The organism is Methylosinus sp. Ce-a6, from assembly GCF_009811655.1.
Taxonomy (GTDB): domain Bacteria; phylum Pseudomonadota; class Alphaproteobacteria; order Rhizobiales; family Beijerinckiaceae; genus Methylosinus.
Genome location: NZ_BGJX01000065.1, coordinates 2,501 through 5,823 on the forward strand (window position 1 = coordinate 2,501; position 3,323 = coordinate 5,823).

Genomic DNA, 3,323 nt, shown 5'->3' on the forward strand with positions numbered 1-3,323 from the left:
TGGTCTTTCTATCGATGCGTTATTTGCGCATAAGCTTATCTGAAAAGTCTAAACCACTTTTCGGGCTCATGCGAAGATAAGCCGCTGCCGAGCGGTGGGCATCGATAATGAGAGCGATCAAGTGCCTTAAGGGTATTCGGTGGATGCCTTGGCGCTGAGAGGCGATGAAGGACGTGGTACGCTGCGATAAGCCGTGGGGAGCTGCGAACAAGCTTTGATCCGCGGATTTCCGAATGGGGAAACCCACCTTCGATCTCTGTTAATCCGAGGAAGTCGAGACGAGCACAATCGTCTTCGACTTTCGTGCGGTTGTCTGACGACGCATGTCCTCGGACTAGCAGAGATCATAAGAAGGTATTTGTATCTGAATACATAGGATACAAAAGCGAACCTGGGGAACTGAAACATCTAAGTACCCAGAGGAAAGGACATCAACGAGACTCCGTTAGTAGTGGCGAGCGAACGCGGACCAGGCCAGTTCTTCTGTATTTCTAACCGGAACCGATTGGAAAGTCGGGCCGTAGTGGGTGACAGCCCCGTACGGATTTCGAGATTCAGGAGACATGAGTAGGGCGGGACACGTGCAATCCTGTCTGAAGATGGGGAGACCACTCTCCAAGCCTAAGTACTCCTCAGCGACCGATAGTGAACCAGTACCGTGAGGGAAAGGTGAAAAGCACCCCGACGAGGGGAGTGAAACAGTTCCTGAAACCGGATACCTACAAACAGTCGGAGCCCGCAAGGGTGACGGCGTACCTTTTGTATAATGGGTCAGCGACTTATTGTTGCGAGCAAGCTTAAGCCGATAGGCGTAGGCGCAGCGAAAGCGAGTCTGAACAGGGCGTTCAGTTCGTAGCAATAGACCCGAAACCGAGTGATCTAGTCATGAGCAGGTTGAAGGTGCGGTAACACGCACTGGAGGACCGAACCGGTGTCTGTTGAAATAGACTCGGATGACTTGTGATTAGGGGTGAAAGGCCAAACAAACTCGGAAATAGCTGGTTCTCCGCGAAAGCTATTTAGGTAGCGCCTCGTATGAATACTCCAGGGGGTAGAGCACTGGATGGGCTAGGGGGTCCCACAGACTTACCAAACCTAACCAAACTCCGAATACCTGGAAGTACTATGCGGGAGACACACAGTGGGTGCTAACGTCCATTGTGGAGAGGGAAACAACCCAGACCAACAGCTAAGGCCCCCAATTCGTGGCTAAGTGGGAAAGGATGTAGAAATCCCAAAACAACCAGGAGGTTGGCTTAGAAGCAGCCATCCTTTAAAGAAAGCGTAACAGCTCACTGGTCTAAATAAGGGTTTCCGCGCCGAAGATGTACCGGGGCTCAAGCCACGAGCCGAAGCTTTGGGTTCATCCGCAAGGGTGAGCGGTAGCGGAGCGTTCCGTAAGCCTGAGAAGGGACAGCCGTGAGGCATCCTGGAGGTATCGGAAGTGCGAATGCTGACATGAGTAACGAGAAACACTGTGAAAGACAGTGTCGCCGAAAGTCCAAGGGTTCCTGCGTAAAGTTAATCTTCGCAGGGTTAGCCGGCCCCTAAGGCGAGGCCGAAAGGCGTAGTCGATGGGAACCACGTTAATAATCGTGGGCCAGCAGGAGGTGACGCGTGGGGTAAATCGTTCGGACTTACTGGATTGTCCGGGCGGTGAGCCTGCGCCAGGAAATAGCCCCTGCATCAGACCGTACCCGAAACCGACACAGGTGGACAGGTAGAGTATACCAAGGCGCTTGAGAGAATGACGCTGAAGGAACTCGGCAATTTACCTCCGTAACTTCGGAATAAGGAGGCCTTCGGTTCGCGCAAGCGGATCGGAGGGGCACAGACCAGGGGGTGGCAACTGTTTACCAAAAACACAGGGCTCTGCGAAATCGCAAGATGACGTATAGGGTCTGACGCCTGCCCGGTGCCGGAAGGTTAAGAGGAGGTGTGCAAGCACCGAATTGAAGCCCCGGTAAACGGCGGCCGTAAATATAACGGTCCTAAGGTAGCGAAATTCCTTGTCGGGTAAGTTCCGACCTGCACGAATGGCGTAATGACTTCCCCGCTGTCTCCAGCGTCAGCTCAGTGAAATTGAATTCCCCGTGAAGATGCGGGGTTCCTGCGGTCAGACGGAAAGACCCCGTGCACCTTTACTGTAACTTTGCGCTGGCATTCGTGTCGGCATGTGTAGGATAGGTGGTAGGCGTTGAATCGCGGGCGCCAGCTCGCGTGGAGCCACCCTTGAAATACCACCCTTATCGTCATGGATGTCTAACCGCGCTCCGTCATCCGGGGCCGGGACAGCGCATGGTAGGCAGTTTGACTGGGGCGGTCGCCTCCCAAAGAGTAACGGAGGCGCGCGATGGTGGGCTCAGAGCGGTCGGAAATCGCTCGTCGAGTGCAATGGCATAAGCCTGCCTGACTGCGAGACAGACAAGTCGAGCAGAGACGAAAGTCGGTCATAGTGATCCGGTGGTCCCTCGTGGAAGGGCCATCGCTCAACGGATAAAAGGTACGCCGGGGATAACAGGCTGATAACTCCCAAGAGTCCATATCGACGGAGTTGTTTGGCACCTCGATGTCGGCTCATCACATCCTGGGGCTGGAGAAGGTCCCAAGGGTTCGGCTGTTCGCCGATTAAAGTGGTACGTGAGCTGGGTTCAGAACGTCGTGAGACAGTTCGGTCCCTATCTGCCGTGGGTGTCGGAGAATTGAGAGGATTTGTCCCTAGTACGAGAGGACCGGGATGAACATACCTCTGGTGGACCTGTTGTGACGCCAGTCGCAGTGCAGGGTAGCTATGTATGGACGGGATAACCGCTGAATGCATCTAAGCGGGAAACCCACCTCGAAACGAGTTCTCCCTCGAGAGCCGTGGAAGACGACCACGTCGATAGGCCGGGTGTGGAAGCGCAGCAATGCGTGGAGCTTACCGGTACTAATAGCTCGATCGGCTTGATCGTTCTCATTAATCCATGCCCATCCCAATGGGATGCGATCGAAAGACACATAGTTTGCTTCACTTGTCCTTTGCCGGCCTGGTGGCCTCGGCGGAGCGATCAGACCCGATCCCATCCCGAACTCGGCCGTCAAACGCTTCAGCGCCAATGGTACTATGTCTCAAGACCTGGGAGAGTAGGTCGTCGCCAGGCCTGCAAAGGACAAATTTCCGATCACGATGTGCGAATGGGGAGCGGCGAATAGCGAGTAGACGACATCTATTCGCCATTCGCCGCTCCCTATTCTCGTCTTTGCCGCGGGGTGGAGCAGCCCGGTAGCTCGTCAGGCTCATAACCTGAAGGTCACAGGTTCAAATCCTGTCCCCGCAACCA

General features: G+C 54.6%; 1 tRNA gene and 2 rRNA genes. All 3 read left to right on the forward strand.

What is annotated here, in order from left to right:
- The first annotated feature begins 115 nt into the window (after positions 1-115).
- The 3 genes from Mspo_RS19155 (at position 116) to Mspo_RS19165 (ending at position 3,323) form a co-directional block, all read left to right on the forward strand.
- A 23S ribosomal RNA gene (locus Mspo_RS19155) occupies positions 116-2,954 on the forward strand.
- Positions 2,955-3,028: 74 nt separating this feature from the next.
- Positions 3,029-3,143, forward strand: a 5S ribosomal RNA gene (rrf, locus tag Mspo_RS19160).
- A gap of 103 nt (positions 3,144-3,246) precedes the next feature.
- Positions 3,247-3,323: transfer RNA gene (locus Mspo_RS19165), tRNA-Met, on the forward strand.